The sequence below is a fragment of the Wolbachia endosymbiont of Trichogramma kaykai genome, assembly GCF_045765165.1.
In the GTDB taxonomy this organism is placed as follows: Bacteria; Pseudomonadota; Alphaproteobacteria; order Rickettsiales; family Anaplasmataceae; genus Wolbachia.
The window spans coordinates 78,277-101,997 of the sequence record NZ_JBJJXK010000004.1 but is presented as its reverse complement, the minus strand read 5'-3'; the positions used below and the strand labels follow the sequence as shown (position 1 = coordinate 101,997).

At 33.9% G+C, this 23,721-nt stretch carries 27 protein-coding genes; 8 read left to right on the top strand and 19 right to left on the bottom strand.

All coding sequences use genetic code 11. The features are described 5' to 3' along the window. Positions 1-4: 4 nt before the first annotated feature. Genes wTKK_RS04520 through wTKK_RS04510 form a run of 3 tightly spaced genes read right to left on the bottom strand, consistent with a single transcriptional unit; the run spans position 5 to position 5,309 of the window. Positions 5-2,605: a TrbL/VirB6 family protein gene (locus wTKK_RS04520; protein WP_407512385.1), complete on the bottom strand. Its 2,601-nt coding sequence runs from the start codon at positions 2,603-2,605 to the stop codon at positions 5-7. Further along, positions 2,598-5,003 (bottom strand): VirB4 family type IV secretion/conjugal transfer ATPase, encoded by a 2,406-nt coding sequence (locus wTKK_RS04515; protein ID WP_407512384.1) that lies wholly within the window; start codon positions 5,001-5,003, stop codon positions 2,598-2,600. The genes wTKK_RS04520 and wTKK_RS04515 overlap by 8 nt, the downstream gene beginning before the upstream one ends. Before the next feature lie 9 nt (positions 5,004-5,012). Then, positions 5,013-5,309, bottom strand: coding sequence for a type IV secretion system protein VirB3 (locus tag wTKK_RS04510; protein ID WP_407512382.1), 297 nt, complete (start codon positions 5,307-5,309; stop codon positions 5,013-5,015). 64 nt (positions 5,310-5,373) lie between these two features. On the opposite strand from wTKK_RS04510, the gene wTKK_RS04505 reads away from it, so the two are divergent. Further along, positions 5,374-6,951, top strand: a complete 1,578-nt coding sequence (locus tag wTKK_RS04505; RefSeq protein ID WP_407512380.1) for a lysine--tRNA ligase — start codon at positions 5,374-5,376, stop codon at positions 6,949-6,951. A 595-nt stretch (positions 6,952-7,546) separates the two neighbouring features. Here wTKK_RS04505 and wTKK_RS04500 read toward each other — a convergent pair. The 6 genes from wTKK_RS04500 to wTKK_RS04475 form a co-directional block, all read right to left on the bottom strand. Next, positions 7,547-7,729, bottom strand: coding sequence for a hypothetical protein (locus wTKK_RS04500; RefSeq protein WP_407512379.1), 183 nt, complete (start codon positions 7,727-7,729; stop codon positions 7,547-7,549). A gap of 5 nt (positions 7,730-7,734) precedes the next feature. After that, complete coding sequence (locus wTKK_RS04495; RefSeq protein ID WP_407512378.1) at positions 7,735-7,989, bottom strand: hypothetical protein; 255 nt, start codon at positions 7,987-7,989, stop codon at positions 7,735-7,737. 123 nt (positions 7,990-8,112) lie between these two features. Continuing rightward, complete coding sequence (locus tag wTKK_RS04490) at positions 8,113-8,253, bottom strand: hypothetical protein (protein WP_407512377.1); 141 nt, start codon at positions 8,251-8,253, stop codon at positions 8,113-8,115. Between the two features lie 193 nt (positions 8,254-8,446). After that, on the bottom strand, positions 8,447-9,097 hold the full coding sequence (locus wTKK_RS04485; protein ID WP_407512787.1) for an RlmE family RNA methyltransferase: 651 nt from the start codon (positions 9,095-9,097) through the stop codon (positions 8,447-8,449). Between the two features lie 3 nt (positions 9,098-9,100). After that, a complete protein-coding gene (locus wTKK_RS04480) occupies positions 9,101-9,610 on the bottom strand; it encodes a PopZ family protein (RefSeq protein WP_407512375.1) in 510 nt (169 codons plus the stop codon). A 10-nt stretch (positions 9,611-9,620) separates the two neighbouring features. Further along, entirely contained in the window at positions 9,621-10,856 is a 1,236-nt protein-coding gene (locus tag wTKK_RS04475; RefSeq protein ID WP_407512786.1) for a TolC family protein, read from the bottom strand. 119 nt (positions 10,857-10,975) lie between these two features. On the opposite strand from wTKK_RS04475, the gene rplM reads away from it, so the two are divergent. From rplM to wTKK_RS04460, 3 genes are all read left to right on the top strand, one after another. Next, positions 10,976-11,434, top strand: coding sequence for a 50S ribosomal protein L13 (rplM, locus tag wTKK_RS04470; RefSeq protein WP_407512374.1), 459 nt, complete (start codon positions 10,976-10,978; stop codon positions 11,432-11,434). Between the two features lie 47 nt (positions 11,435-11,481). Next, positions 11,482-11,883 (top strand): 30S ribosomal protein S9, encoded by a 402-nt coding sequence (gene rpsI / locus wTKK_RS04465; RefSeq protein ID WP_407512784.1) that lies wholly within the window; start codon positions 11,482-11,484, stop codon positions 11,881-11,883. A gap of 145 nt (positions 11,884-12,028) precedes the next feature. After that, on the top strand, positions 12,029-12,340 hold the full coding sequence (locus wTKK_RS04460) for an HU family DNA-binding protein (protein WP_407512372.1): 312 nt from the start codon (positions 12,029-12,031) through the stop codon (positions 12,338-12,340). Here the strand turns inward: wTKK_RS04460 and wTKK_RS04455 are convergent. Then, positions 12,333-13,040 carry a pyridoxine 5'-phosphate synthase gene (locus tag wTKK_RS04455; RefSeq protein ID WP_407512370.1) on the bottom strand — a complete coding sequence of 236 codons (708 nt, stop codon included), beginning with the start codon at positions 13,038-13,040 and terminating at the stop codon, positions 12,333-12,335. The genes wTKK_RS04460 and wTKK_RS04455 overlap by 8 nt on opposite strands. Before the next feature lie 371 nt (positions 13,041-13,411). Between wTKK_RS04455 and wTKK_RS04450 the strand changes: the two genes are divergently transcribed. Then, positions 13,412-13,867 carry an Hsp20/alpha crystallin family protein gene (locus wTKK_RS04450; RefSeq protein WP_407512368.1) on the top strand — a complete coding sequence of 152 codons (456 nt, stop codon included), beginning with the start codon at positions 13,412-13,414 and terminating at the stop codon, positions 13,865-13,867. Between the two features lie 560 nt (positions 13,868-14,427). On the opposite strand, the gene gltX is transcribed toward wTKK_RS04450, so the two are convergent. Then, positions 14,428-15,780, bottom strand: a complete 1,353-nt coding sequence (gltX, locus tag wTKK_RS04445; RefSeq protein ID WP_407512367.1) for a glutamate--tRNA ligase — start codon at positions 15,778-15,780, stop codon at positions 14,428-14,430. A gap of 151 nt (positions 15,781-15,931) precedes the next feature. Between gltX and wTKK_RS04440 the strand changes: the two genes are divergently transcribed. After that, positions 15,932-16,609 (top strand): ankyrin repeat domain-containing protein, encoded by a 678-nt coding sequence (locus wTKK_RS04440; RefSeq protein ID WP_407512365.1) that lies wholly within the window; start codon positions 15,932-15,934, stop codon positions 16,607-16,609. Positions 16,610-16,670: 61 nt separating this feature from the next. Next, positions 16,671-18,650 carry an ATP-binding protein gene (locus wTKK_RS04435; RefSeq protein WP_407512363.1) on the top strand — a complete coding sequence of 660 codons (1,980 nt, stop codon included), beginning with the start codon at positions 16,671-16,673 and terminating at the stop codon, positions 18,648-18,650. Here wTKK_RS04435 and wTKK_RS04430 read toward each other — a convergent pair. From wTKK_RS04430 to wTKK_RS04395, 8 genes are all read right to left on the bottom strand, one after another. Continuing rightward, the gene (locus tag wTKK_RS04430; protein WP_407512361.1) at positions 18,633-19,628 is read right to left on the bottom strand and encodes a COX15/CtaA family protein; all 996 of its coding nucleotides are present in this window, start codon (positions 19,626-19,628) and stop codon (positions 18,633-18,635) included. The two genes, wTKK_RS04435 and wTKK_RS04430, sit on opposite strands and share 18 nt — an antisense overlap. Before the next feature lie 154 nt (positions 19,629-19,782). Continuing rightward, the gene (locus wTKK_RS04425; protein WP_407512359.1) at positions 19,783-20,184 is read right to left on the bottom strand and encodes a glycosyltransferase family 2 protein; all 402 of its coding nucleotides are present in this window, start codon (positions 20,182-20,184) and stop codon (positions 19,783-19,785) included. 182 nt (positions 20,185-20,366) lie between these two features. After that, positions 20,367-20,579 (bottom strand): glycosyltransferase, encoded by a 213-nt coding sequence (locus wTKK_RS04420; RefSeq protein WP_407512357.1) that lies wholly within the window; start codon positions 20,577-20,579, stop codon positions 20,367-20,369. Between the two features lie 191 nt (positions 20,580-20,770). After that, a complete protein-coding gene (locus wTKK_RS04415; RefSeq protein ID WP_407512355.1) occupies positions 20,771-21,199 on the bottom strand; it encodes a hypothetical protein in 429 nt (142 codons plus the stop codon). A gap of 5 nt (positions 21,200-21,204) precedes the next feature. Continuing rightward, entirely contained in the window at positions 21,205-21,681 is a 477-nt protein-coding gene (locus tag wTKK_RS04410; RefSeq protein ID WP_407512353.1) for a F0F1 ATP synthase subunit B family protein, read from the bottom strand. 7 nt (positions 21,682-21,688) lie between these two features. Beyond that, positions 21,689-22,168 (bottom strand): F0F1 ATP synthase subunit B family protein, encoded by a 480-nt coding sequence (locus wTKK_RS04405; RefSeq protein WP_407512352.1) that lies wholly within the window; start codon positions 22,166-22,168, stop codon positions 21,689-21,691. Positions 22,169-22,178: 10 nt separating this feature from the next. Beyond that, positions 22,179-22,400, bottom strand: a complete 222-nt coding sequence (locus wTKK_RS04400) for a F0F1 ATP synthase subunit C (RefSeq protein WP_068652396.1) — start codon at positions 22,398-22,400, stop codon at positions 22,179-22,181. A 60-nt stretch (positions 22,401-22,460) separates the two neighbouring features. Then, positions 22,461-23,186 carry a F0F1 ATP synthase subunit A gene (locus wTKK_RS04395; protein ID WP_407512349.1) on the bottom strand — a complete coding sequence of 242 codons (726 nt, stop codon included), beginning with the start codon at positions 23,184-23,186 and terminating at the stop codon, positions 22,461-22,463. Between the two features lie 239 nt (positions 23,187-23,425). On the opposite strand from wTKK_RS04395, the gene wTKK_RS04390 reads away from it, so the two are divergent. Then, positions 23,426-23,707, top strand: coding sequence for a hypothetical protein (locus tag wTKK_RS04390; RefSeq protein ID WP_407512346.1), 282 nt, complete (start codon positions 23,426-23,428; stop codon positions 23,705-23,707). Positions 23,708-23,721: the final 14 nt, after the last annotated feature.

The window sequence follows — 23,721 nt, the reverse complement described above, 5'->3', positions numbered from 1 at the left end:
GAGCTCACTCTCCACCTGATTTTATAGATTCACTAGAGGAAGATCCCGATCCCTTATTATCATCTCCACCTCCTCCAGAGGAAGATCCCGATCCCTTATTATCATCTCCACCTCCTCCAATAGCCCCTCTTGCCTTATTTACAGCCGCAGCAGCAGCTTGACCAGCACCTCCAGCAACAGCTTTGGCAGCAGATAAAGCTTTATTCACCATTTGTGCAGGGGTTCCACCTGAACCAAGTGCTGCTCTATGATTACCAGCAAGCTCAGCAGCCATGCCGGGAAGAACGTTTAAAAAGTGGTAAAAGAGGAATAATACTAAACACAATTTTAACAATTCTCCGATTAGAGAGCTGCCAAACTCCATGTATGTAAAGTCGAATAGACCAAGTATGCTGCTCTTTTTAAAGCTATAATTTTGCATCACACATGCGAGAGTAGTTTCATTTTTATCACATTCCCCATCTTTCAATTTAAACCACTGTTTTTTCTCACTATATGAGATTTTTGCTTGTTTCGTTTTATATGACTCGTCCAGTTCAAAATTTAAATTTTTAAAATAGATTTTATCACATGCTATGAACATAAAAGATAGAAATGCAAAAAGGATAACTGGGTATAAACTGTAGGTAATTAACTCTTTTAGCCAACCATCAAAATATCCCTTAGTATGTTGAAACAAAACCATAGGAATGAATAAAGGCGATAAGATGATAATTACACTAAGAGCAACTAAAGATAAGATAAATACATAGCACATCCACAAAATAACCATCATCATCAAAATCGCCATAAATATACAGACAAGAGCTACTAAGATCTGTCCACCACCGAAAATAATACCAATCACCGAACCTGCAACTAACAAGACAGGAGCAGCGCCAAGCAAAACCGCTAACGTTACAACACCTCCAGTACCAATTTTGCCACCAATTCCATCTAAAGGGGCACCTAAATAAAATAAAATTCTGCAATCAAGCCTATCCCAAGGTGCAAGATAACTGTAAGATACCCTCTTTCCTGCACGATCGTATTCATAATCTGCACCTGACTCATAATTACATATATTTTTACTTTCAGATGATGCTTTAAGCACTATCTCTGACAAACCATTTGAAAGCTTTGTTAATTCCCCGTAATAATGAGACATAGTGCTACCTGTCGTAAAGTAAATCACTAAAGCGAATTTAATGATCAACATGTACATTTCTTGCGGACTACGCACTCCACCAGACACAACTTTTATAGAGAACAGCATTAAAGCTAAAACTAGAACAGCAGTTACAGTATTTTTCAACTTTCCTTGTGCTACAGATAAAAAACTACCCTTCTCCTGTCCTTTTTTTTCTCCATCTTCATATTTTAGCTTATCACCATTTGAGTCAATACCTGCAACTAAATTATCTAACGATTCCTTAATGCACTGCACTATCATAGAAGTTATAGGAATAGGAGATAATGACTTACTTCCCGCTTGATTGTAGCAAGCTTCAGAGACATACGAGCTAAAACATCTTTTGTTGTCATGACCTACAAAAATCTTTCCTTCTTTTTCTTTTTTCCTGATAAGAGTTCTATAATCTTCATCCCCGTTGATAAAATTCCTTTCTTCACCACCTGTACCATCTTTATTTTTGAATAACATCACAGATTGTTCACACATAGGAGCAATCGGATCAGGTGGTAATTGCGTGCATCCTATATCAATTCCTTGCGGCCAAGCAGTTCCAGCTCCGCCAACTTCAGCCAATTCCACACATAACCTACCCATTTTTCTCACTGCCCTGAACGTTGATCCGTATATGTCTTCGCTCTGTCCAGATTTAAGCACTTTACATTCTAGATCGCCATCAACCTTCGGAGACCATGACCCACTTTCATATCCAGTATCTTTCTCTCTGACATCAAAGTCTATGTATCCATCTTCCCCTCTGAAATTAAAGTCATTCGTCTTAAAAAGGTTGCCAAATGTTAAAGGATTGCGATGACATACTTCTATGTATTCACTATATTGAACCCCATTTTTTGGCCAGTAGTAGTGTTCCTTATCAACATTCACAACTTCCCAATCAGTAAAGTTTAAAATATCTTTCTCTGTTTGTTTTCCACCTTTTCCTGATCTCTGCTGTAATGCAGAAAAATATTCATCTTCTGTTCGATAATTTTTATCTGTATCACCACTATAACCTGTATCTTTTAGTTTAAAATTTTTATATCTCCCATCATTATCGTATGCAACTGGATGCCTAACAAAACTATGCTGACAAACAATAAGCCCCCCAATTGCCTTCCAAACTCCAATAATTGCAGCTATCATTCCAATGATAACAAGAGAAGTAAATAAACCAACAGAAGAGACAATCAAAACAACACCAGTAAATATTGCACCGATAGCAATTACCATCCCAGCAAATGCTGCACCTGTCTCAAACGCCTTACAGTCAGGATCGGAGGCACGGCTAAAACTACCATTAGAATTAAACCTGCTGACAAATTCTGTCTCTTCAGTACCACTTACTACATCTGCAAATACTGGATATGAGAGTAAAAAATCTATATTTAATAAAAATATCGCAACTAACAGTAATGACAGTTTAGTTTTAAACATTTTTCACCTTTTGATAAAACACAGGCAACCACATCTTTGGATCATCTCCTAGTTCTTTTAATATATCATGTAATAATAGGACACTTTCTGCACGTCCAGATAACACGTTGACCACATCATCCAAATCTTTCAGATCTATTCTAGCTACTACAGCATTAACTCCCTGCTTTACTAAAAAGAATCTAGTACTTGGATCTGTGTGTTTGATCAGTATATACTCACGTTCAGTTAACATAAAAACATCTCGATAGACACTAGTAGCTTTCAGATTTGGCAAAAAAATTTGTGTTGCTGTCTGCTGTACAAGCGTATCACTAATAGCACTTTTACTTGCATCTTCAACACTCTGAGTAGCAAAAATCACAAAAGCATTTAACTTTCTCAGCACTTTCAACCAGTCTTTTATCTTAGGTGCAAAAACTGGATTATCTATTAACGCCCATGCTTCATCAAGAACAATAATAGATGGAGTGCCATCAAGCGATATACTAATCCTATGAAACAAATAAATCAAGACCGGCCCAAGAGCAACAGGATCTTTTAGCAAACTAGCCATTTCAAAGCCAAACACTCTTGCTTTTGAAAAATCTAGCAAATCTTCTCTATTATCAAATATTGCAGCGTGAGAGCCATCATTATGCCACATAGATATTGCTCCAGCTAGAGTAGCAGGGCCCGCAAGTCCTAAAAATGGTACAAGATTTCTCAAAAATCTGTCTTCTTTTTTTAATTTAAAATTTCCCTCAATTGCATCATTAATTCTAGCAATATCTTCTGAAGTGAATTTATCGTTGTACACTAAAATTAAAGATTTTATCCATTCCATCAAAAATGTTTTATTATCAGGAGTATCGTCAAGTTGCAGAGGATTAAAATTTGTCTTAGTTCTTGGTTCTATTATAGTATAGATACCACCAAGTGCTCTTAAAAAAATTTCTGCACCGCGATCTTTATCAAAAAAGAATATTCTTGGAGAAAATTTCATTGCTTGAGCACATAAAAAATTCATTAAAACAGTTTTGCCAGCACCTGTTGGCCCAATTATCATAGTATGTCCAACATCCCTTATATGAAAGTTGAAGAAAAATGGAGTGCCAGACGTTGTATCAAAAACTGTAACAGCATCTCCCCAGTGGTTATTGAATTTTTTACCAGTAGGATAATTATGTTGAGATGCAAAACCGGCCAAATTAAGACTACTTATTGTACCTTTTCTTACTATATAATCAAAATTACCAGGAATTTGCGCCCAAAATGCTGGTTCTAGATTAACCTTCTCACGAACAGGATAAACACCACAATTAGAAAGCTCCGATTCAACCAATGATAAAGCATTGTCCAATGATTTAGGACTTTTTTCTATACATAAAATGGTTAAATGGTGTTCACCAAAAGCAATTTTACCACTCATTGCATCATCAAGCGCACGAGAAATTTCTGCTATTTGAGAAATAGCTTTATCTGCAGATTGTATCATACGATTTTGCTGTATCTGCATTTTCGCAATTGCCATTTGCCTATTTGTAAATTGAAAAGACTGCGTGATAATAAATTCATAAGGAAGTTGTAAAAAAGAATCAAGCATTCCTGCAGAAGTATTATTTCCATATTCTTTGATACTAACTATTCCAGCATATTTACTTTCATTATGAGTCACAACCTGTATCATCTTATGGCCAAAAAATAACCTATGAACTGGTAAGTATCTTGATATCTCAGTTTTTAGTGGAAAAAGCGTATTTGTAACAAAGCCACAATTTACAATTCTAGACAGAAACTCCATTATTTCACAAAACAGTCCGTTTGGAGTTTCTTTTACTCCAAGAACTTTAGGTGAATAATTCCTAAGGCTTGTTACTATACGATTTGTCGTTTCCTCTAAATCTTCATAGGTATCACGCATATCACTTTCCCAAGCATGTTTTGAAGTTACATGCCCAAATTTTTTCAGTAGATGTGATAAAAATTCTACTCCCTTTGTATCTGCCCTACGAATAATTGTAATGTATAAATCATTAATAAAAGATTGCCTAGTTGCGTGTTTTTCTCTCCATTTTAGATTTACATGGTTAGCAAAAAAATTTGGTAAACTCTGACTTGCAAATTCATCAGAAAAAATATTTTTCTTACGTCTGATGGTATGAAAGTACAAACTAAATGCTGGAGATGAAATGCTTCTTAGCATCTGATTTCTGATATTATTTTGTATCACCAAGTCTTCATCATCGGCCGTTTCAAACGCAAAGCCATTTAATTTTATAAATTTAACTAACCAATTCTGCTTTGTTATCAAGGTTGTGCTATTCCAATAGAAAGAATAAGGTATAAATTCAGCAGCGTGAACCTCTCTACTTAGAATAGATTTATTCTTTGATTGAATAGCTCTAAATCTCAACATTGCATAACATCAAGTAATGTCATAAGAATTGGCTCCATGATAAAACCTATTTAAACATTTGGAGCATTTTCCCAACTTTACCACAAATAACTCAATAAACAACGGTTCCTTTGCAGAAGCTATATAGCCAAGTCCATGTATACCTGGTAACATCAGGAGAATTACTCTAAGATCACTTGTATTAATGAAAATTAGCATGCAAATTAGAACGTTTAATATTGCAAACATATAACTCACACCAAAGAGCATCGCAGGTCTTGTAAGACCTTTAAATAATTGATTCGTTTGTATGCTGCCAGTAGACATATCTTTAACCTCCCAACAAGAGCTCTAACACTAATACTACATCATTAATTAAAAATCTATTGAAATGAATAGCACTTTAGGTAAGATAATTAGTTTAAACTCAATGATTATAAGCTGGCCATTTCAAGAAGCAGAAAAAATACTACAAGGATTCCCTAATAAAAAAGAGATAATATTTGAGACTGGTTATGGTCCCTCGGGTTTACCGCATATTGGTACTTTTGGGGAAGTTTTTCGTACCACAGTTATTGCAAACGCTCTAAAAAAAATAGCTCCTAGTATAAAAATCAAAATCATTGCAGTTTCCGACGATATGGATGGTTTGCGAAAAATACCAGATAATGTACCAAATCAGGAAATGCTAAGAGAGAATCTGAACAAGCCATTAACCATGATACCTGACCCATTTGGCACTCATGAGAGTTATGGTCATCACATGAATTCGTTGTTGTGTAAATTTCTTGATTTGTTTGGATTTGAATACGAATTTAGGAGTGCAACAGAGTGTTATAAATCTGGAGTTTACGATGAAAAACTTTTACTCCTGCTGAAAAGTTATGATAAAGTGATGGACGTAATGCTTCCATCATTTCGGGAAGAAAGGCAGCAGAATTACAGTCCATTCTTGCCGATATGCCCAAAAACTTCCCAAGTTTTACAAGTTCCAGTAATTGAAACAAATACAGATAAAGGAACAATCACGTATGAAGACCGAAACGGGGAAAAAATAGAAGTTCCAGTGACAAAAGGAAAATGTAAACTGCAATGGAAACCTGATTGGGGGATGAGGTGGGCTGCATTCGGAGTTAATTACGAAGCTCATGGAAAGGATTTGACTCCATCTTCTATGCTTTCAAGTCAAATATGTAAAATACTTGGAGAAAAACCACCGCTTTTGTTTTGCTATGAGTTATTTCTTGATAAAGAAGGAAAGAAGATATCAAAATCAAAAGGAAATGGTATTTCAATTGAGGAGTGGCTAACTTATGCACCCACAGAGAGTTTAGCATTATACATCTTTCAGAGTCCTAAAAAAGCTAAACGTTTATATTTTGATGTGATACCAAAATCAACTGATGAATATTTAGAGTTTGCTAAGCGTTACAATGAGAGTGAAGAAAAGGATGTAAATAGCCCTGTATGGCACATCCACCAGGGTAAAGTTCCAAACGTAGAAACTTCAGGCATAAATTTTTCGTTACTTTTAAACCTGGCAGCAGCTTGTAATGCTGAAAATAAAGAGATTCTTTGGGGTTTTATATCAACTTATGCACCAAACGTTACACCAGAAAGCAACAAAATGCTAGATAGGCTTTCGGATTTTGCAGTTAGGTATTATCACGACTTTATCAAGCCAACAAAAGCGTATAAAGCTTCAAACGAAAAAGAGAAAGAAGCGTTACTAGATTTGAAGAACAACCTACATTCCCTGCCTATTACAGCCACTGCTGAAGAGATTCAATCTCAGGTTTTCTCCATCGGAAAAAAACATAATTACAATAACTTACGCGATTGGTTTCAGTTTTTGTATGAAACATTACTTGGACAAAAAACCGGTCCTAGAATGGGATCTTTTATCAAGCTCTATGGAATAGATAATACAATCTCTCTTATAGAAAGTGCTACTGAACGTACACTTTAGAGTTTACCTTCTTCCAAGAGTTTACCTTCTTCCATTTGAGCTCTCTAGTTTTATTACTTGACAAACTTTCCCACTTTTCTTATCTTACCAATGAGAGTATTTCTCCTTGTTTTTTGATACGCGCGCTCTCAATGACAAAATTCAGTAAAAAGGCTCAGATATTTATTGGCAAATTACATACGATTATGGCGGCTTTTTTTATTTTTTCTACATTCAGCCAAATCGCGCTTGTTAGCACATTATCAATTTACATTATTAAAACTCGTTACGCGGGGATTTTTTTGTCTCTTTTTTTTTATTTAGTAAATTTCTTAATATTCATAGCTAAAGTAATTTTGGAGAGCCAGTGCGTGACCAACCTGGTCAGTTTTCTGAATCACAGTACTGGGATGACAAGAAGAGAGCTGACTTGAATGACACCAAATGGACACTGAGACAGAGGCTACTTTAATAATATTTCACCATGCCATTCCAGCACTTGATGCTGTAATCCAGAAGTTTTTTTTTGAGCACAAAAGTTATGCTAAGTTTTTCTTGGTAAGAAACCATTGTCAGCTACCTGAAAAGGAAGAAGGGACTTCTTCCTCCTACTTAACTACACTGTTGCGCCTAACTCTGAAGACACTTCTGATTGTACATTAACTACATTTAGCTGGCTGACTAAGACTTGACGTTTTTTTTCAGCAATAGCCTCCTTTAACTCATCACAAGGCTTATACACTTCATACGTAATACCACCAGCAACAAGTCCTGTGAGTACAGCAGCAGCCACAGCCATAGCACCTACTGATAATGATACACCAAAAAATATGCATAAGTAACTACTATAGCAGCTACACAAGATGCAATAATAAATATATTAGCACCCAAGTCTACTGCTTTCCCAATTGCTTTTTTAGTAAATATTTCTGCCAGATTTTTGTCATTACAATCTTTTAGTACAATATCAGCATTGGCTTTTAATAGGGCTATTACTATCTTGTGATGACCTTTATCAAGAGCTATACACAAAGGAGTGTTTCCAGATCCATCTCGCAAATTAACATCTATACCTTGTGCTGCTAATAGCTTTTACTACATTTCCTTGATTATATAGACATGCTACATTTAATAATGTCAATCCTTTTTTGTCATAATAATCATAAACACTAAATTTATAATTTATATCAAAACTTTCGTTCTTCCATTCTTCATAAGTAGATGCTTCTTTTTTTTGTTTAGTTGCTCTTTTATTTTTTCAACTATGTTATTACCATCCAAATCATTTGCACAATTTACTATACTTAATATCTGTTCGAACAATGCTAAATATATATAAAATTCTCATATAAAAATAATAATAATAATATACTTTAATTATCATATACTTAAGCAATAAAGTCAAGAGTTTAATTAATTATCATAAATATTTAAATAAGAAAAGGGGCTTTTGTGCGAGCGTTATTAATCTTCAGTTTAATAGGATAAGATTCATCAACATTTCTGTAAGTACCTGCTATACAGAATAGTTGCCACCAATAAAGCCTAAACTTACTAAATAAATTTCTGTAGATTCAGATCTACTTGACTTTGGTTTGAAGTATCTTACTGTTTTGAACATTTTTTTTAGCTCATTGCAGAAATCTTTATCAGACTCTCCCTGAAAAATCTTTACTACAAATTTGCCATCATGATTCAAAAAATGCTTTGCAAAATTCAGCGCTGCTTCGCATAAAAGCATAATTCTGATATGATCTAACGATTTTAAACCGCAAGATTCTGGTGCCATATCAGATAAAATTACATCAAATTTGTGATCCTTGAATTTTTCTCTTAAAATTTCAAGTTCGCTGATAATATCACACTGTATACACTCTACTCCACTAATTGCGTTTATTGGTTTTATGTCAACAGCAATCACACTCGCTCCTTTCTTAGATGCAACTTGCGACCATCCACCAGGAAAAGCGCCAAGATCAATAATTTTTTGCCCTTGTTGGAGTAGTTTAAATTTATCGTCTATTTCTATTAACTTATATGCCGAGCGCGATCTATAACCGTCCTTATTGGTTTTTTGCACATACTGATCATTGAAATGGCGATGTAGCCATCTTGTTGAAGATAATTTTCTACCTCTAGCTGTTTTTACTCTGGTCTTTATACTAATAACCTACTTATTATTGATTATATCTTTGAGCTCTTTTTCAACTACTTCTTTTACCAATTCATGTAGATACTTATTCAGCCACTCTGAAAGCTGAGGTTTTAAAAGAGATACAACTAATTCTTCAACAGTAAGATCCGCTCTTTTTTGTTGTTTATGCCGTAGTTCGCTTTGCATCTTTTTAAGCAATGTTTTAATTTCCTCTACGTTTTCTTTTAAAACTAAATGCTCGTTACTTTGTTCTTGATAGCTCACTTTGTTACTACTCATTTGGATATTATCATACAAATTTTTCTCTTCTGAGTTGTAACTATTAAATTGGTTATTCATTTTCTCACTTTGGCAATTATTCTCTTCTTCACTATTTTCTTTTTCTTCAATGTCTTCTGGGTACTCCTCTTCAAGGCATAGTACGTCATCATCCATTATTTCTGCTCTATCGCCGCTTAGATTTTTACCCGATATAGCTTTTTTTATATCTTCTAGTACATCTTTTACAGATTGATTATCGCTCATACCATTAAATTTAAAACTTTATACTATTTATCATAAAAAGCAAGTTGTAAACACTAATTACATAATTGCTTTTTGCCTGAATTAGATCGGAACGTGCTTTAAATAATTCATCTTCAGTATCCAAAAGATCAATTGTACTCTTTAAATGCAATTTTACTTCTTGCTCAACTCCTTCTAATGCTAAAGCTGCCGCTTTTTCTGCTTCTTGACTTGCTTTAATAATAGCTTTTGCTGTCAGCACGTTATTCCAAGCATTTATAACTGATTGTTCTATATTTTTTACTGCTTCGTAATAATCGTAAGTGGATTGTTTTGCATCCATTTTAGCTCTACTAGCACCAAAAATATTAACTCCTCTTTTAAAGATAGGAATATCGAGAGTAAAGACAACATTCACATTTTCTAGTAATGTGTCTAATTTTATATTGTCCTTTCCAAAATTTTTACTTGCGCTTAGATTCAAAGAAGGAAGCCATTTGGAACTTTCAGCAATCACTTCCATTCCAGCAGCTCTTTTTTTATAAATAGCTGCTTTTAGGGACAAGTTGTTGGTTTTTGCTAACTGCAAACATTCATTTAATTCTGGTATAGAAGGTAGTTTACCATTAGTCTCGTGAAGATTATCAGCATCTTCACCAATTAAATGATAGTAAGCAATATTAGCGAGCTTTAATTCACCTTCAGCATCAACTCTTTTGGATATAGAAGATGAAAATTTTGCTTTTGCAAACAAAACTTCAGAATTAGTAACTTCTCCAAGAGAAAAGCGTTTTTTCATAGCTGACAAGTGTTCTAAAGAAACACGTTCTTTATGTTCCCCCAATTTTAATATTTCTGCCTTTTGTAAAACGCTAACATATGCTTTCACAGCGCTGAGTGCAACTTCTTGCTTAGATTGCTGAAATCTAATTTTTGCTGCTTTGAGAAGATGATTTGATCTGCCAAATGTAGCAAAAGTGCCACCACCATCTATTATTCTTTGACTTAATGTTAGACGTTTTCCAGAGTTTTGTAGACCGTTAATAACATTAAAATTACTATCGAAATCATATTGTAAATTGATGTCAGGTAAAAACCCAGCCAATCCAGAAGATTTTAGTTGTTTTTCAGCACTCTTATACTGGCAAAATTGGGACTTTATTTTTGAGCTGTTTTTGATAGCTTTGCTTATAGCTTCCTCCAAATTAATTGCATAGGAACCCATGGTAAAAAAAGCAATTACAAACGCAATAATCAATCGAAACATTTTGCTTTCTAGCATGTTGTCCAAGTTATTAGCATAAATTACTTTAATAATCAATAACTAATGTTATTGACACTATCAAGCAACTTAGTATATCATAACCTACTGTTACGTATTGATATATGAAAACTTTTTTCTTAAAAGAGAAACAAATTAATAAAAAATGGCTTGTTATAGATGCAGAAGGGCTAGTAGTAGGAAGGCTTGCGGCATTTGTAGCAATGTTATTGCGTGGAAAACATAAACCTGAATATACACCTCATATGGACTGTGGTGATAATGTAGTCATTGTTAATGCAGAAAAGGTACATTTTACCGGAAAGAAACTTAAAGATAAAATCTACTATAGGCATACAGGTTATTCTGGTGGTTTAAAGAAAACTACTCCAGATAATATTTTAAATGGCAAATTCCCTGAGCGTGTGATAAAAATGGCAGTAAAAAGAATGCTTGATGATGGTCCTATGGCACGTAGAAGGTTTGAAAATTTGTACGTTTATTCTGGTTCAGAACATAAGCATCAAGGACAGCAACCTGAAAAAATAGATTTTGCCTCTTTAAATCGTAAAAATAAGAAATAATGGAGTAAAAAGTGAAAACAAACAATAATGATCAGCCAAAAAAGGCAATGATTGACTCACTTGGCCGTTCGTATGCCACAGGTCGAAGGAAAGAATCTGTAGCAAGAGTATGGATGAAGCCAGGCAGTGGAAAATTTAGTGTTAATAAAAAAGATGATTTAATTTCTTATTTTAAAAGAGAATCAGTGTGTCAAATGATTAAAGCGCCATTCATATTAACTTCTATGTTAGATAGGTATGATGTGTTTGCAACTGTAAAAGGTGGAGGACTATCTGGCCAAGCAGGTGCCTTAGCTCATGGAATAAGCAGAGCTTTAAGTAGTATAAGTCAAGATCTACACTCTATATTACGTAAAGGTGGATTCCTAACTAGAGATTCACGTGTTGTTGAGCGTAAGAAATATGGTCAACATAAAGCTCGGAAAAAATGTCAGTTTTCTAAGAGATAATTGTTTCATAATGGTATTTTTTTGTAAATATTATATAAGTTCTTACAAGGTTTTATGACATTTTCTCTTTTTATGGCGAATTTAGTTGACTATTGGCATTAGCATAATATGCTGTTTATGTAGTTTTTCAATATTAAGGTAATTTATGAGTAAAGAAGATATAGTAAACCAACTGAGTAAAGAGTGCTCTAGTCAAGGTATAGATATAACAAAAGCTAGTTTGGGTAAGCTTCATGATATTTTTATGGAGACAATCAAGAACGATCTAGATCGTAAAGGTGAAATACGTTTACATGGAATAGGGATATTCTCTACTGCTATAAGTAAGGAGAGACAATGCCGTAATCCTCAAAATGGTGAGATTATGACCATTCCTGAAAAGAAAAGGGTAAAGTTTAAAGCAAGTCAAGCTCTTTCAAGTACTTTGAATAACAAAGGGAAGGCATCAGCTATTTAGATATAGTCATTTTCATCTTTTTAGTTACACTGTGTAAGCCATGGAGTATAGCCTCGCTGATTAAGGAGTGGCCTATATTAAGGGCTGAGATGTGAGGTATCTTTTTTATTCTTTTAGCGTGTTTATAATTTATCCCATGCCCTACGTGGCATTCTATTCCTAGCTTATTAATGTATTCTGCCGAGTTAGTAATAAGTTTCAATTTTTCTTCTGATGGATTATCACAGTAATCCCCTGTGTGAATTTCTATTATGTCAGGCTTTCTTTCTAGCTTCTCGAGATATTTTAGTTGATTAATATTTGGATCAATAAACAGTGAGACTTTTATGTCAAAGCTGTTCATTTCCTCTATTATACCAGAAAGTTTACTGTGCATATTCACGATATCCAGGCCACCTTCGGTTGTTAATTCTTCTCTTTTTTCTGGTACCATACAAATGGAATAGGGTTTTACTTCTTTTGCTATGTTGAGCATTTCTTCCGTAGCTGCGATTTCAAGATTTAACTCAGTGCTAATGTTTTGTTTTAGATTGAATACATCCTCATCTCTGATATGCCTTCTGTCTTCTCGTAAGTGTACGGTGATAAAATCTGCTCCAGCATCAATAGCTATTTTTGCTGCTTTTAATGGATCTGGATAAGAAGCTCCACGTGCGTTGCGAAGGGTTGCAACGTGATCAATATTAACGCCCAATTTCACAAATTACCTCAAAATTATTTATAAATTATACATATTATTAGATCTTATGCATGTCATTGTTTAATGCCATAGCTGAAAGACGGAGCTAGCAGTTATACCAATTCTCATTGTTGACAAGTCAAATAAGAAACATTCAAAATTGTTTGATTGTGGAAGTGGAAAGAGAAGTAATAAATTTGCATACACTTGCCCTTTTTTTACAGTTAATCTAGTTTATAGAACTACTCGTGGTAATCCAAATAGGATTTTTCTCATAATCAAGTTATAGTAAAAGGGGGAAATTTTTTGCATCTAAAAAATTTTAGATTTAGGATTGAAATTAATAAGTGGAATGATTACGTAGTTCATGTATTAGTAAAAGGAGGTACAACATGAGTAATATAGTTCATTTAAATAAAAACAATAATCGTGATAATTTTAGTGTAAGAGGGTTACAAAGAGCCGTTGATGACATATTTGATAGCTTTTTTACAGGGTGGAACCCAGAGCTTTCCAAAAGAGGCAGTAGTCTACTACCAGTTTGTGATTTTTATGAAACAAAGGAAAGCTATTGCCTATCATTAGAATTACCAGGTGTTCCTAAAGAAAGCATAGATATTAGTATATCTGGTGATAGCTTAATAGTGAGGGGTGAAAAAACATGTGATAATGAATCAAAAGATAAGCAGTTTTACCATAAAGAAAGGTACTATGGTTCTTTCTATAGATCGATTCAACTTCCAACAAATGTAGAGCGAGATAAGGTATCTGCCAACTTTTTAGATGGGGTATTGCATGTAACCATACCTAAGTCAGAGAAACACATCAAGAAAATTGATGTAAAGTAACCAGTAAATAATAGCAGGCTTGTGACCTTGAAGCTTGCTATTTTAATATCTGTTTAGCAAAGTGCAAAATAAGGTAAACGAAAAGACAACTGGATGAATGTCATGAGAGTAGCTGATGCTTGCTCCCTTGTGAAGGTGTCATCTTAGCACCCAGACACTGATTTTTTTTAATTCCATAGCTGAGACGGAAGCTACTTCCCTTATCATGAAACTGAAGTCTATATGGTACCACGGTATAATGATATAATCAAATATGAAAGAATACCAATAAAAAAAGGCAAAAAAGCCCATATCAACTTTAACAATTTAAAATGATTTAATGTGAAAACCATAGGCGCCAATTGTTTTTTTAACTTAAAAATAACAGTCAAGTATCAGGAATTCTAGACATAAACCCTCCCATATGAATAAAGAGCTAGAAAAAATAAACTTATATATTTTTTTTGCTGAAATTTGATTATTTAGCGAAAAAACCCGCAGGCGAAGACAGATTTTGGATCCTAAAACAACCCCATTTTCACTGTAATGAAGCCATCAGAGTCTGTCAAGTAATTTTTTATTTAAACTGATCGCAATCTTTTTATGCACTCGTCTTTACCAAGAATTACCATGATATCGATGATTCCAGGGGCATCCATTATTCCAGTTATTGGGGCGCGTAATGAGTGGTATATATCGCTCATTTTTATATTATGTAATTTTGAAAATTCCTTAATCTGAGAAGATAAAAAATTCTTATTCCAATCTCCATCTCCTATACTCGAGAAAAATGCTGCAAGTAACTTAATTATATTGAGGTTAGACTTGACAATTTTCTCAGCTTCTTCACTAAAATCAACTTGAATATAAAATTTTGCTAAATCCAATAATTCGGCCAGATAGTTTGCTCTTTTTTTTAGCTCTGTCAGTCCCTGCAGTAAATAGCCCTTTTTTTTGTCAGTTAGAGTATTTTCTCTAAGCATTAGAGTCAGAATATCTTCATTGCTCATATTACTAATATAGTGTTTATTCAGATGCTCCAGTTTTTTGAAATCGAGCCGTGCAGGTGAACGACCGATGCTTTCTAAATTAAACCACTCTATTGCTTGCTCATCGCTAATAATCTCATCGTTGCCATGACTCCAGCCAAGTCTTAGCAAGTAATTACGCATTGCCTGTGGCAATATTCCCATCTTTTCATAATCGCAAACACTTTTAGCCCCATGCCTTTTAGATAGCTTATTCCCGTCTTCTCCATGAATTAGCGGTACATGTGCAAAGCGTGGAACATCAAAATCAAGAGCCTGATATATTAGTAATTGTTTGAAGGTATTAGTGAGATGATCAGAGCCACGTATAATATCGGTTATTCCGGCATCATGGTCATCAACCACTACAGCAAAAATATATGTTGGAGTATTGTCAGAGCGCAAGATTACTATGTCATCAAGCTGATCGCTATTTATTTTAACTTGGCCGTATATTTTATCGTCAACAACAATATTTTCTGAGTCTGGCACTTTAAAGCGAATAACAGGCTCTGCATTTGATGTCGAATAAGTACACTTATGCTTATATATTTTTCCTTCTTCTCTTGCCCTTATTTTCTTCTCCGCAACTTCATTCTCGGAGCAATAACAATGATACGCCCTACCCTTTTCAACTAAAAGATTTGCAACCTCAATGTGCTGCTCTATTTTTTTTGATTGATATATTATTTCTCCATCATAGTTTATTCCGAGCCATTTTAACCCATCTATTATTGCATCAATTGCTTCCTGTGTTGAACGTTTTCTGTCGGTATCCTCAATCCTTAGTAAAAACTGGCCACCATGACGCTGCGCATAGAGCCAATTAAATAAAGCTGTGCGAGCTCCTCCAATATGTAAAAATCCTGTTGGTGATGGAGCGAATCTAGTGACTATACCTGGCATATTTGTTTATTGTGATAACGTAACCGATGATAACTAAAATTTGCACTTGCAACAACGTGGAGCTATAGTAAATTTGAAAGATCAATTTACATTTATTTTTAACAAACTGCATTTTATAATTTAATATTAGTGAATGCAGTGAGGTATATATATGGATAATTTATTTAAAATTGCAAGACAAGTTGTAGAAAAAGAGGATGGAAATGAATTTATTGAAGCTTGCAAGAAAAGAGTTGCTTGTGTAGCCAAGCATAGAATTGATGAAAATGGAAACCCATTTCATATAGCAGCGAGTAAAGGGTTTCTGTTATCTGCGTTACAGGAGATCATAAAGTATCTAGAAGAAGATACTGATAACAAAGTCAAGAAAGCAAAAGAAGCTAAAGATTGGGAAGAAGTAAAAAGATTAGAAAAGGAACTTAAGAATAATAAGAAATATATTAAGGAAGCACTCCTCGATAAAAGCTATATTAAGGATGACGGAAAGAAGGCAGTATCACCCCTTTATTTCTTGGACCCTGCAGAGCGGAAGGAAGTTAAGCAAATTGCAGATATAAAATGTGGCTTTATATGTAATAAGAAGTTTCATATATGCTTATATATAGTAGGAGCTATAGTGTGTGCTGTCACTATGTGTGTATCTTTGTATCTTCTATTTTCGGCTTCTCAATCTCTTGCATTGGCTTCAATAGCAACAATAGCTTCTGGGGGATCTTCATATCTGTTATTTAAGGCATGTAATGAAGTATATGGCCTCTATAACGAAAGCACTATAGTGACAGATCCTGATGTTATGCAACTTTTAGATAGTGGTTTAGCCCCAGTGTGAAGTATTTGCAGTTAGTAATATAGAAATTTACTTTCTTAACTTAAGAAAGTATACTGACAAGATGATAAGAAAGAAGTATAGTAAGATTTTAGTAGCGAACAGAGGGGAGATTACCTGCAGGATAATCAAAACTGCGCACAAGATGGGCATATCTTGTGCGTCTGTATACTCAGATGCAGATGCAAATTCTGTGCATGTAAGGCAAGCAGATGAGTCAAGGTACATTGGCCCTTCGCCTGCTTATCTTAGTTACTTAAATATCGAAAAAATATGCGAAGTAGCAGTTGAAACAGGTGCCGAGGCGGTTCATCCTGGCTATGGGTTTTTAGCAGAAAATCCAGATTTTCCCCGTGCTCTGGAAAAACATAACGTAGATTTCATTGGTCCAAGTGCAGAAACAATAGAAGTTACAGCCAATAAAATAACAGCAAAAGAAGAGGCAAGAAAAGCTGGAGTAAATGTAGTGCCAGGATATATGGGTAAGATCGAAGATGCTGCCCACGCAGCCATCGTTGCTGAAGAGATTGGTTTTCCCGTTATGCTCAAAGCTGCATCAGGTGGTGGTGGCAAAGGAATGCGAATTGTATATTCCAAAAAAGAAATTGAACTAGCATTTACATCAGCAACAAATGAAGCAGAGAAAAGTTTTAAAGATGGTAGTATTTTTATAGAAAAATATATAGAACTACCAAGACACATCGAAATACAAATTATTGCGGATAAATACGGCAATATAGTGTGTCTTGGGGAGAGAGAGTGCTCGGTACAGAGGAATAACCAGAAAATAATAGAAGAAACACCAAGCCCATTTATTAGTGAAGAAGTAAGACAAAAAATGTATGCTCAATGTGTTTCTTTGGCAAAGCAAGTTGATTATTTTTCAGCAGGTACTGTCGAGTTTGTTGTAGATAAGAACCAGAACTTCTATTTTCTTGAGGTAAATACGAGATTACAAGTTGAGCATCCAGTAACAGAATTTGTTACTGGAATAGATATAGTGGAAGAGATGATCAGAATTTCTTGCGGAGAAAAATTAGGATTTGGTCAGAATGATATTAAACTTATTGGCTATGCAATAGAAAGCAGAATTTGCGCTGAAGATCCATCAAAGAGATTTTTTCCTTCCAGCGGAAGAATCAAATATTACGAAAAACCAGATGAAAATGGTCATGTAAGAATAGATGATGGAGTAGCTAGCGGTTCAGAAATCAGCATTTTCTACGACTCAATGATTGCAAAAATTATAACCTATGGAAAAGATAGAATAGAGGCGATCAGCAGAATGCAAAAAGCTTTGTCTGAGTGCTATATAGGGGAAGTAATAAACAACATAGAATTTCTAGAATCCATCTTCCATAATACAAATTTTATTGCAGCAAAGCTCCACACGAGATTCATTCCAGATCATTACCCTAGCGGGTTTCAAGGTGATTTTATTACAGAGGAATATATTAAAATATTTGTTTTTATTGCACTGTATGTTCATTTAGAAAATGAGGGAAAGTATTACAGTAAGTCAATAGATGAAGCATTCATAGTGAAAATAGACGATAATGAGTACTCCGTAAATGCAAAATATCAAGATAACACATTAACAACAGTATATAACCACAATAAATACTCCGTGGTAGGTAAGTGGAAACTAAGTTACAGGTTGTTATATATAACAATTAATGATGATACCGATATAGCACTTAAAATAGAAAGGCAAGGCAGCAAATACTTTATAAGACACGCAGGTATGAAAGCTAAATGTTGTGTATTGAAACCTCATGTAGCTGAACTAAGCAAATTAATGCTAAACAACAAAACAGAAGGGATTTCAGTAGATGCTGTAAAATCTCCAATATCAGGTTTATTGGTTAAATTACACGTCAATGCTGGAGATCAGGTAGAGGTAGGACAACCTCTATTTGTTGTAGAGGCAATGAAAATGGAAAATATAATATGTGCTGAATCAGAAATGGTGATAAAAAATATCCCTGTTAAAGAAGGAAAAAATATACATGCTGGTGATTTGGTATTAGATCTGATTTCTTAAATAACGCAAGCAGTATAAACCTGATCCAAATAAGATAAATGAAAACATTTGATGGGCTACAGCAATGGCCATTGGTATATGCAGCAACAAAGTAACTACTCCCAGAATTACCTGAATGATGACGGAGAATAGCATAACATATAATGGTTTTATACTGGCATTTTTTATTGTGAGTATCGCTGTCAGAACTAATATCAGCAATGCCAATGCCCGGTGTATGAATTGCACTGTTACTCTATTTTCAAAGATATTTAGCCAAGTAGGATGTAAGTAAAATAAATCTTCTGGAACAATTTGCCCATCCATTAGTGGAAAGGTATTATAAATTAAACCAGCATTTAACCCTGCAACAAATGCACCGAAGATTATTTGTATTGTAACTAGGATTAAAATTATCCATATGCAACATGTAATATTGCTATTAATTTTAATTATCTGTTTTGGTTTGATTTGGTAATCAAAAAATTGATATGACAATAATGCAAAGATAACTAATGCAAGCAGCAAGTGAAGTGCGAGCTTATAGTGACTAACATGAGGATTAGATACCAAACCGCTTTTAACCATATACCAACCGGCAAAAGCTTGTAAAACTCCAAATAATAGTGCTATAGATAACCTTATTACTGCATTTTTAGGTATTCTTTTTTTTAGTGTAAAGTATATAAATGGTAAAATAAAAACTAAACCTGTCAGCCTTGCAATTAACCTGTGAATATATTCTATTAAGTATATGGTGCGAAACTCTTCCATACTCATACCATAATTAAATGCTTTATATTCAGGTGTAGCTTCATATTTTGATTTTTCTTTTAGCCAGTCTTGTTCACTCAGCGGTGGCAATGTTCCGGTAATTGGTTTCCATTCCGTGATTGACAATCCTGCTTTTGAAAGTCTGGTAAATCCACCAATTCCCACCATGCAAATCACCATGAGAGAGCAGAGAAAAAGCCAAATAGCTACAGGTTTTGCTTCCATAATCCATGATGAGTTTTATTCCATTGCTGAGGGTGAATAACAAATTCCCACAAAGCAAGAAAAGCTGCAACGCTCTGTAGTAGACTATAGACGGGAAAAAACATTGATACTATATAAAAATAAAAAGGCATTTTTTGTTGTCCGATAGCTATTATCAAAAAAAAATCAAGTTAATACCGTATACTATTATAAAATAATATAAGAATAATTCATTCAAAATTTGAGTCAGCACCAATGAAAGTAACAAAAAAGGAGTCGTGAAAAATATAAAAGCTAAGGAACCAACAAAAAGGTTTAATAGCAAAACTCCCTTAAGCCCAGTGTGCTTAAAAAGTAATTTTATATTTTTTAAATGAACAATATAAGTTTGCATATAACCTTTAATCCAGCGTGCTCTTTGTTTGATCCAAGCAAACAAAGTAGTTGGTGATTCTTCCAATGTTTCTGAATCAATAATCCTGGTTTTATATCCCATTTGCGCAAGTCTCAAACCAAGGTCAGCGTCTTCAGTGACATTGTAAGCATCCCAAAAAAGCACTTTCTTTAAAATTTCCACTGAAAATGGTTACTGCTACCACCCAAAGGTATTGGCATGTTCATTTTTTGAAATCCAGGCAAAAATATTGAAACCAGCTCATATACTCGAGAAAAAAGAATTTTGTAAGAAAATTGCAACCAAAGTTATAGTAATTTAATTTTGCCTGTACACAAGACAACTTTTCGTCTCCCTTATTAAATTCAATTAGTGCTTTTTTTTAACTGCAACGGATTTGGCTTATCATCTGCATCATATATTACTACATACTTTCCTCTAGCAAAGCTCATAGCATAATTGCATGACTTAGCTTTTGTTCTAGGCAGAGAATGAGGCACTTTTATTACTTCAAAATACTGTAGTAAAGTGCATTTTTCTATAGCTGCCAACATTTCTTGGTCATCTCTCTCTATCACAAGCTTTACATCTAATTTTTATTTTGGATAATCCAAACTTTCAATGCTCTTAATCAATTGCTTTATAACCGCATTCTCTTTAAAAGCAGGCAATAAAATAGTATATAGGTTCATTCATCTTATCATAATCTGCTTTTTGGTTAGAAACTTTACGCAAGCCAAAAATTTTAGTTACAAATTTGAATAAAGAACTAGAACATCCGATTATAAGTATCAACATCAAAGCAAAATATGCATATTTTTTTGTCAGTGTTAAAGTCAAAATCATAACAAAGAAAGAGGAAAAAAAAAGATTGAACTGAGCCTAATGCTTTTAGCCGAAAATTAGGATTCTTATAATATAAGTAGTTACTTGCGAATTCTGAAATGCCAAAGTGTGAGTTAAGAAGATTTACAATCTGTTTGCTATCTACTTTTATCAATACATATTCAATAACGTAATGAGATTCGACCCAAAGATTGATATCTTGGCTTATGTCTTCAATCATAAAAAAAGTAGTATCATTTAATTTTTGCCAAGGAATTATATTAAACCTATAGTAGAAGAGTTTATCTTGTTCTTTGCATAAACTAGAATCAAATTTAATTTTTTCTACATTATCAGTTTGAAGCACAGGCATTAAACTTAATGCAACTTTTTGCTCAAGTCACGTGAAAACGAAGATATAACCTCACTACTACGCTTATCATCTTTACGTTCATGCATTATTTTCTTTACAGCATCAGCAGCTATACTCGCTGTGTTAGCTTGTAAATCCCCAAGAGCTTTTTCAACTTGGTCAGTAACTTTCTTCAAATTAGAATGGGCATTTTCATCTAACGCTTGATCGAGTTGCTGTCTATTATGCTTAATAATACTATTAGCCTTATCAAGTGCTTCATTCATCATTTTGTTAACTTCTACATCTAATTTTTTGTATTTTTCAGAAGATTTTTTGTAATACTCCAACATATCTTTTCTGAATTTTTCAGTTTCTTCACTTGAAAACTTGCTTTTATTACGTTTACTGTTAAGGGCGTTTTTTATTACCTTCCTTAGCAATTTATAAGAGAGGATAAAACCCACTAAAAAAGCAAGGCTTATAACTAGTAATGTAGACATAAAAACCCTAAAATTCTTTGGATACCAAATCAGCAACAAATTCCTCTTCAATCTCAGAATTAGTTAACTTAGTATAGTAAATCAAAGCAATACTAGTAGCCATTTGTTTCAATTCACTAGTATACTTAGACTTAAATTGTACTATCTTTTCTTCAACAAGTTTAATCATCTTCTTGTCTTCCTCTTCCAATGTATCCTTAACATTCGCTCTCATTTCTTCTACTTGAGCAAATGCATCATCTATGATTTTTTTTGCCCGCACTCTAGCCTGATTTAAAGCTGCATTATACTTGGCAATTTGCTCTTCTGTAAGTCTTAAAAGGTGAACAGAACTACTGAAAGAATCTAATATCCCCTTACTCCTAGTGTTTATTACTTCATCCAACCTTGGTAAGAACAAACAACTTACTACAAAAAAAAGTGAAGAGAAAAAAATTAAAAACCAAAAAACTTGGGAAGAGAAAGTGGAAACATCAAGCTGCGGCATGTGTCAAACACTACAATATCAATATCATCGCAATTACAAACGCAAGAAACCCCATAATCTCAACCATAGCAGCACCAACATAAACGTAAGTTTTCATTCGACCTTCCGATTCAGGGTTTCTCGCAATCCCACTTAGCATAGTAGAGAAAATATTAGCTACACCCAAACCAGCACCCAACATAGCAAACGCCATCAAACCAACCGCTACAAATTTTAAAGCTACTAAATCCATATACTACCTTTAACTGTTCTTTAATAGTATTATAAAATGTTCTACAGGTAAGTCAAGCACTCACTTTACTGTATCTGACAAATATACGCACGTTAATATAGTAAATATATAAGCTTGTAAAACTGCAACAAAAACTTCAAATCCTATTAGTGCAATTATAAACAAAAAAGGTGCAGGAGTAAGAAATATGTTCATATTTATGACGAATCCTGCTATCACTTTAATGATTGTATGACCTGCAATCATATTTGCTGCAAGCCTTATTGATAAACTAATCGGTCTTACTAAATAAGCAAATAATTTAATAATGATGATTATAGGTGCAAGCCACGAAGGAGTTCCTTTTGGTAGCAATATGCGTAAAAATTCTACTCCTTTTTCTTTAAAACCAACAATCGTTATATAAGTAAAAACCACCATTGATAAAGCGAAGGTAACTATCACATGACTTGTGACCGTGAAACTATAAGGAAGAACACCAACTAAATTACACGATAAAATGAAAATAAATACTGTAAATACCAAAGGAATGTGCTCCAAACCTTTGCTTCCAGTGTTACTTTCTATTATTGAAACAACAAAATCATATACATATTCAACTGCAGCTTGCAAATATCCTGGTATTACTGCACCTTTTCTTATTCCAAGGAGCAAAAACATTACCATTAATATCACCGAGATCATCATAAAAAGGGATGAGTTGGTAAAGTTTATGTCATACCCAAATAATTTTGGTAGTTCTATTATTGTATATACTTTAAATTGTTCTAGCGGATTTGACGCCATCTTGATTTATATACTTGAACTATAATGGTAAGTAAAATATAGACTTTATAGGGTAAAGTCAAGAATTAAGATAGAAGACCCATGCCATTATGGCATAAATATATCAACAAAGTATGTGATTAGAATGCTAATTATAGCCAGCGTTCCATTAAAAAATTCACTAATCTTATTAAGTTACTTAACACCTTGACTTAACATCTTATTTTAATTATAATTTAGCTTTTAGTTGAGGTATTATTATGGATGGAATAGATTTTATTAATCAGCCTTTAAATTTAGAACAGGAGTTTGGTAACGGATATATCAAATTGACAGATGGTTCCTTTAACGAATACACCGGCCATTATCAAATAGGAAGCGAAATACTAGATGAAAGTCATAATATGATAGGAAACTTAACTATTGATGGTTACATTTGTAATTTCTATGAAGATAATCACAATATGAATCTCAGATTTTCTATGGAAGTAGGTTTAAAAGGTGATATAGAGAAGATAAGCTTCCTTCACAAAAATATATAATTGCAATAGCTTCT

Coding starts and splice junctions, on each gene's coding strand:
- wTKK_RS04520 (WP_407512385.1), bottom strand. CDS start 2,605: ATGTTTAAAACTAAACTGTCATTACTGTTAGTTGCGATATTTTTATTA.
- wTKK_RS04515 (WP_407512384.1), bottom strand. CDS start 5,003: ATGTTGAGATTTAGAGCTATTCAATCAAAGAATAAATCTATTCTAAGT.
- wTKK_RS04510 (WP_407512382.1), bottom strand. CDS start 5,309: ATGTCTACTGGCAGCATACAAACGAATCAATTATTTAAAGGTCTTACA.
- wTKK_RS04505 (WP_407512380.1), top strand. CDS start 5,374: ATGAATAGCACTTTAGGTAAGATAATTAGTTTAAACTCAATGATTATA.
- wTKK_RS04500 (WP_407512379.1), bottom strand. CDS start 7,729: ATGGCTGTGGCTGCTGCTGTACTCACAGGACTTGTTGCTGGTGGTATT.
- wTKK_RS04480 (WP_407512375.1), bottom strand. CDS start 9,610: ATGAGCGATAATCAATCTGTAAAAGATGTACTAGAAGATATAAAAAAA.
- wTKK_RS04475 (WP_407512786.1), bottom strand. CDS start 10,856: ATGTTTCGATTGATTATTGCGTTTGTAATTGCTTTTTTTACCATGGGT.
- rplM (WP_407512374.1), top strand. CDS start 10,976: ATGAAAACTTTTTTCTTAAAAGAGAAACAAATTAATAAAAAATGGCTT.
- rpsI (WP_407512784.1), top strand. CDS start 11,482: ATGATTGACTCACTTGGCCGTTCGTATGCCACAGGTCGAAGGAAAGAA.
- wTKK_RS04460 (WP_407512372.1), top strand. CDS start 12,029: ATGAGTAAAGAAGATATAGTAAACCAACTGAGTAAAGAGTGCTCTAGT.
- wTKK_RS04450 (WP_407512368.1), top strand. CDS start 13,412: ATGAGTAATATAGTTCATTTAAATAAAAACAATAATCGTGATAATTTT.
- gltX (WP_407512367.1), bottom strand. CDS start 15,780: ATGCCAGGTATAGTCACTAGATTCGCTCCATCACCAACAGGATTTTTA.
- wTKK_RS04440 (WP_407512365.1), top strand. CDS start 15,932: ATGGATAATTTATTTAAAATTGCAAGACAAGTTGTAGAAAAAGAGGAT.
- wTKK_RS04435 (WP_407512363.1), top strand. CDS start 16,671: ATGATAAGAAAGAAGTATAGTAAGATTTTAGTAGCGAACAGAGGGGAG.
- wTKK_RS04430 (WP_407512361.1), bottom strand. CDS start 19,628: ATGGAAGCAAAACCTGTAGCTATTTGGCTTTTTCTCTGCTCTCTCATG.
- wTKK_RS04415 (WP_407512355.1), bottom strand. CDS start 21,199: ATGCCTGTGCTTCAAACTGATAATGTAGAAAAAATTAAATTTGATTCT.
- wTKK_RS04410 (WP_407512353.1), bottom strand. CDS start 21,681: ATGTCTACATTACTAGTTATAAGCCTTGCTTTTTTAGTGGGTTTTATC.
- wTKK_RS04405 (WP_407512352.1), bottom strand. CDS start 22,168: ATGCCGCAGCTTGATGTTTCCACTTTCTCTTCCCAAGTTTTTTGGTTT.
- wTKK_RS04400 (WP_068652396.1), bottom strand. CDS start 22,400: ATGGATTTAGTAGCTTTAAAATTTGTAGCGGTTGGTTTGATGGCGTTT.
- wTKK_RS04395 (WP_407512349.1), bottom strand. CDS start 23,186: ATGGCGTCAAATCCGCTAGAACAATTTAAAGTATATACAATAATAGAA.
- wTKK_RS04390 (WP_407512346.1), top strand. CDS start 23,426: ATGGATGGAATAGATTTTATTAATCAGCCTTTAAATTTAGAACAGGAG.